At 71.1% G+C, this 6413-nt stretch carries 1 protein-coding gene; it reads left to right on the top strand.

Features of this window, described 5'->3' with window-relative positions; genetic code table 11:
- Positions 1-6413: type I polyketide synthase (locus H343_RS33385; protein WP_158679638.1), on the top strand; the 6413-nt coding region annotated here is incomplete at both ends.

Consider the following 6413-nt stretch of genomic DNA (forward strand, 5'->3'; position numbering starts at 1 on the left):
TGCCGGAGGCGGAGCGTCAGCGGGCACTGCTGGACCTGGTCCGCACCCACGCAGCAGCCGCGCTGGGATATCAGGACGCCGACGCCTTCCCCGCCGGCCGGGCCTTCCGCGACCTCGGATTCGACTCCGTCATCGCCGTCGAGATGCGTAACCGGCTCAAGGCGGCCACCGGCATGCCGCTGCCGGCAACCCTCGTCTTCGACCACCCCACACCGGCAGCCCTCGCGAAGTACATACGGGACGAACTGTTCGGTGCCGAAGCTTCGCTCTCTGTGCCGGCCCGGTCGCTGCCGCCGGTCGCCGACGACCCCGTTGTCATCGTGGGGATGGGATGCCGCTACCCCGGCGGAGTGAGTACGCCGGAGGAGCTGTGGCAGCTCGTCGCAGAAGGCAGGGACGCGATCTCCGACTTCCCGGCCGACCGCGGATGGAACCTCGGCACTCTCACCAGTGCCACCTACGAGGGCGGATTCCTCGCTGATCCGGCAGGGTTCGACGCGGGGTTCTTCGGGATCTCACCCCGCGAGGCCATGGTGATGGACCCGCAGCAGCGTCTGCTGCTGGAGACGTCCTGGGAAGCCCTCGAACGCGGCGGTATCGACCCGCTGTCGCTGCGCGGAAGCCAGACCGGGGTGTTCATGGGCACCACCGGACAGGACTACGCCGACCTGCTGGAGCGCTCACAGGAAGACGTGGGGCTGTACGCCACGACGGCCTTCGCCGCGAGCGTGCTGTCGGGGCGGATCTCCTACCTGCTGGGGCTGGAAGGCCCCGCCGCGACCGTTGACACGGCGTGCTCGTCGTCGCTGGTCGCGATGCACTGGGCGGCGCAGGCGCTGCGGCAGGGCGAGTGCGACCTCGCGCTGGCCGGTGGCGTGGCAGTGATGTCCACGCCCAACGCCTTCGCCGCTTTCACCTCGCAGGGCGGGCTGGCGGCGGACGGACGCTGCAAGGCGTTCTCCGACGATGCGGACGGCACCGGCTGGTCGGAGGGTGCCGGCGTCGTACTGCTGGAGCGGCTGTCCGACGCCCAGCGCCACGGGCACCGGATTCTCGCGGTCGTGCGCGGAAGTGCCGTGAACCAGGACGGTGCCTCGAACGGCCTGACCGCCCCGAACGGGCCGTCCCAGCAGCGCGTCATACGGCAGGCGCTGGCGAGCGCGGGCCTCAACGCGGCCGAGGTGGACGCGGTGGAGGCGCACGGCACCGGAACGACCCTCGGTGACCCGATCGAGGCGCAGGCGCTGCTGGCCACGTACGGACAGGAACGGGAGCGGCCGCTGCTGCTGGGCTCGATCAAGTCCAACATCGGCCACCCGCAGTCGGCGGGCGGCGTTGCGGGCGTCATCAAGATGGTGCAGGCCCTGCGCGAAGGTGTGCTGCCCAGGACGCTGCACGTGGAGGAGCCGTCGACACACGTCGACTGGACGTCCGGCGCGGTCGAGCTGCTGACCGAGCAGAGCGAGTGGCCCCAGCACGACAGCCTCCGGCGGGCCGGTGTGTCCTCGTTCGGCGTCAGCGGCACCAACGCACACCTCATCCTCGAACAAGCACCCGCCCAGGCAGTGGCCCAGGCCCCGGAAGCCGAAGCGACGGACGACCAACAAGACATGCAGCAGTCGCAGTTGGTGCCCGAGGCGGTGCCGTGGGTCGTGTCGGCGCGGTCCGAGACCGCTCTGGACGCCCAGTTGGAGCGCCTCCGGACCTTCGCCGCCGACGCCGGCTCGCAATTCACGCCCGTCGACCTCGGCTATTCGCTGGCGGCGTCCCGGAGTGCCTTCGAGCACCGGACGGTTCTGCTGGCCGCGGACGGGGACGTACGCGAACTGGACCGCGGAGTGGCCGCCGACGAACGGCTGGTGGCGTTCGCGTTCTCGGGCCAGGGCAGTCAACGGCTCGGCATGGGCAGGGAGTTGTACGAGCGCTTCCCGGTCTTCGCCGAGGCGTTCGACGACGTGCGTGCCCGTCTGGACACCGTCCTCGACAGGCCGCTCGGTGAAATCGTCTGGGGCGATGATCCTGAGCTGCTGAATCAGACCGGCTTCGCCCAGCCCGCCCTGTTCGCGTTGGAGGTGGCGCTGTTCCGGCTGACCGAGTCCTGGGGGATCACGCCGGACTACCTGGTGGGGCATTCGGTCGGTGAGATCGCCGCGGCGCACGTGGCGGGGGTCCTGTCACTGGACGACGCCTGCACGCTGGTGGCCGCGCGGGCACGGCTGATGCAGGCGCTGCCCACGGGCGGGGCGATGGCCGCCATCGAGGCGACCGAGGAGGAGGTCCTGCCGCATCTGACCGCCGAGGTCTCCCTCGCCGCGGTGAACGGGCCTTCCTCCGTGGTGATCGCGGGGGACGAGCCTGCCGTACGGGAGATCGCCGGGCGTTTCGGCGACGACGGCCGCAAGACTAGGAATTTGCTGGTCAGTCATGCATTTCACTCGCCGTTGATGGATCCGATGCTGGAGGACTTCCGCCGCGTGGTGGAGGGGCTGTCGTTTGGCGAAGCGCGTATTGCGGTGGTCTCGAACCTGACGGGTGAGGTGGCCTCCGGTGATGAGCTGTGCTCGCCTGCGTACTGGGTGCGGCATGTGCGGGAGGCCGTGCGCTTCGGAGACGGTGTGGCCGCGCTCGCTGAGCAAGGTGTGACCGTCTTCGTGGAGTTGGGTCCGGACGGGGTGCTGTCGGCGATGGCGGCGGAGTCGTTGCCCGATGCGGTGGCGGTGCCGTTGCTGCGCAAGGACCGGCCGGAGGAGACGGCCGTGGTCGCGGCGTTGGCGCGGCTGCACGTCTCGGGTGCCGGCGTGGAATGGGCCCGCCTCTTCGACGGTACGGGCGCCAAGCGGGCCGACCTGCCCACCTACGCCTTCCAGCACGAGCGGTACTGGCCCGAGGCTGCCGCGGCCGGTGCGGCCGACAGCGGTGCGGAGCTGGCGGACCCGGCCGACGCGGCCTTCTGGGGTCTGGTCGAAAGCGGCGACCTGAACTCCCTGGCAGCGGAACTGGGCGTCGAACCGGACGCCGAACTGACGTCCCTGGGTGCGGTGTTGCCCGCCCTCTCCTCGTGGCGCAGCCGCCGCCGTACCCAGGCCACCGTGGACTCCTGGCGCTACCACGAGTCGTGGACCCCGCTGACCGGGATCTCCTCGGACACGGGCACAGGCGCGGGAGCGGGCACAAGTACGAGCACGGAGTCCGGGACGTGGCTCGTCGTCGTCCCCGAGAGCACCCAGAGCCCCGAGAGCACCGAGAACCCCCGGAGCCCGGCAAACGCGGAACGCCCGGAAGACGCCGGAACCGGCTCCCCGGACCGGCCCTGGATCGCGGATGCGGTGGCGGCACTGGGGCCGGACACGATCCGGGTCCAGGTCAGCCGCGCCGAACTCACCGGCGCGACCGCACGCGCCCACCTGGCCGCCCGACTGGCCGAAGCGGCCGAGGACTGCACCGCCCTGAACGGCGTCGTGTCGCTCCTCGCGCTGGACGACACGCTTGACGCCTCCGGTGTGCCCTCGGGCGCACTCCACACGATGCTGCTCGTACAGGCACTGGCCGACACCGGAATCACCGCGCCCATATGGGCAGTTACCCGTGGCGCCGTCTCCGTCGACCGTGCCGGGCAGGTCACGGACCTCGCGCAGGCGGGCGTCTGGGGACTGGGCCGCGTGGCCGCACTGGAACTCCCCCAGCAGTGGGGCGGACTCGTCGACCTGCCCGCCACGCTGGACGAGCGCGTGACACGGCGATTCGCAGGAGTGCTGACCGGATCCGGAGCCGAGGACCAGATCGCGGTGCGCTCCTCCGGCGTCTTCGGCCGCCGTCTGGTGCCCGCCCCGAACGCCGACCCGTCCGCCGTCATGAACCCCACCGGCACCGTACTGATCACCGGCGGCACCGGAGCACTGGCCGGACACGTGGCCCGCGACCTGGCCCGCCGGGGCGTACAGCGGCTCGTCCTGCTCAGCCGCCGCGGCCCCGAAGCGCCCGGAGCAGGCGAACTGCGGGACGAACTCGCCGCCCTCGGCGCCGAAGTGACCATCACCGCGTGCGATGTGGCCGACCGCGACAGCGTCGCCGCAGTCCTGGACGCCGTCCCCGCGGACCAGCCGCTCACCGGAGTCGTCCACACGGCGGGCGTGCTCGACGACGGCGTACTGGAAGGACTGACCCCGGAGCGGTTCGAAGCCGTGTTCAGGGCCAAGGTCGCCTCGGCACTGGTCCTTGACGAACTGACCCGCGAGGCCGATCTCTCCGCGTTCGTGCTGTTCTCATCGGTCGCGGGCCTCATCGGAAACCCCGGCCAGGGCAACTACGCGGCGGCCAACGCCGTCCTCGACGCTCTGGCCCACAACCGCCACGCCGAAGGACTCCCCGCGACCTCCGTCGCCTGGGGAGCGTGGGCCGGGGAAGGCATGGCAGCCGGCGCGGGCGAATGGGCACAGGGCGAGGGCTCCGGAGCCATGGACCCGCAGCTCGCCGTGGCAGCCATGTGGCAGGCCGCCGCCGAACCCGCGGCCACAGTGGCCGTCGCGGACCTTCGTCAGCCGCAGCTCCTCAGCTCACTCCTGGAGACACGCCCCATCCCGCTGCTCGCCGAACTGCCCGAAGCACGGCGCGTGCTGGAGGACGTCCAGGCCGGACGCCGCGGCACCGGTCCGCTCGCCTCCGAGCTCGGCGAACGCCTGGAGGGACTCTCCGGCGCCGAACAGGACGAGGCCGTGCTCGAACTCGTCCGCACCCGGATCGCCGTCGTGCTCAGCTACTCGGGCGCGACAGCGGTCAGCGAGGACAAGGCGTTCCGCGACCTCGGATTCGACTCGCTCACCGCAGTCGAACTCCGTAACCAGCTCACCGCCGCCACCGGTCGGCCGCTGCCGGCGAGCCTCATCTTCGACTACCCCACGCCCCGGGCACTCGCCGGGCACCTGCGGGACGAACTCCTCGGGCAGCGTGGGCAGGTGAAGTCCGCGGCCGCGACCACCGCCACCGTCACCGGCGCGACGGACGAGCCACTCGCGATCGTCGGCATGGCCTGCCGCTTCCCGGGTGACGTCACGTCACCGGAAGAGCTGTGGCAGCTCCTCCTGGACGGACGGGACGGCATCACGGCCTTCCCCGTCGACCGGGAGTGGGACCTGGACGCCCTCGTCCAGGGCGGCAGCGTGACCACGGAAGGCGGATTCCTCACCGAACCGGCCGGATTCGACTCGGCCTTCTTCGGTATCTCGCCGCGTGAGGCGCTGGCCATGGACCCGCAGCAGCGGCTGCTGCTCGAGACGTCCTGGGAGGCGCTGGAGCGTACGGGCGTCGACCCGGCCTCCCTGCGCGGCAGCCAGACAGGAGTCTTCGTCGGCACCAACGGGCAGGACTACGCCACTCTGCTCACCAACGCCGAGCAGGACAGCGAGGGCCACGCCGCGACCGGACTCGCGGCCAGCGTCATCTCCGGACGCCTCTCCTACAGCCTCGGTCTCGAAGGCCCCTCGATGACGGTGGACACGGCGTGCTCGGCGTCGCTGGTCGCGATGCATCTGGCGGGCCAGGCGCTGCGGCAGGGCGAGTGCGACCTGGCGCTCGCCGGAGGCGCGACGGTCATGTCCACGCCGATGGCCTTTGCCGAACTGTCCCGCCAGGGTGCGCTGGCGGCGGACGGGCGGAGCAAGGCGTTCTCCGACTCCGCCGACGGAGCCGGCTGGTCCGAGGGTGTCGGTCTGGTGGTGTTGGAGCGGCTTTCGGATGCGGAGCGTCGCGGGCATCGGGTGCTGGCGGTGGTGCGGGGCAGTGCGGTGAATCAGGACGGTGCGTCGAACGGTTTGACGGCGCCGAATGGTCCGTCGCAGCAGCGGGTGATCCGTCAGGCGTTGGCCAGTGGTGGTCTGTCCGCTGGTGATGTGGATGTGGTGGAGGCGCACGGGACGGGGACGTCGCTGGGTGATCCGATCGAGGCGCAGGCGTTGCTGGCGACGTACGGGCAGGACCGTGAGCGGCCGTTGTTGCTGGGGTCGGTGAAGTCGAATCTGGGTCATACGCAGGCGGCTGCGGGTGTGGCTGGTGTGATCAAGATGGTGCAGGCGTTGCGGGAGGGCGTACTGCCGAGGACGCTCCATGTCGATGTGCCGTCGTCGCATGTGGACTGGGAGGCCGGCGCCGTCGAGCTGCTGGCCGAGGAGGCCGAGTGGCCGGAGTCGGGCAGGCCTCGTCGGGCGGGTGTGTCGTCGTTCGGTATCAGCGGGACGAATGCGCATCTGATTCTGGAGCAGGCGTCGCCGTCGGGGGCGGGGAGTTCCGGTGCGGGCTCGGAGGGGGTTTCGGGTGCGGATGTCGGTGTGCCGGGGCGTGGTTCGAGTGAGGCATTCGGCGGCGTTGTTCCGTGGGTGGTCTCCGGGCGTTCCGAGGGCGCGCTGAATTCGCAGCTGGAG

The organism is Streptomyces sp. TAA204 (assembly GCF_000424965.1).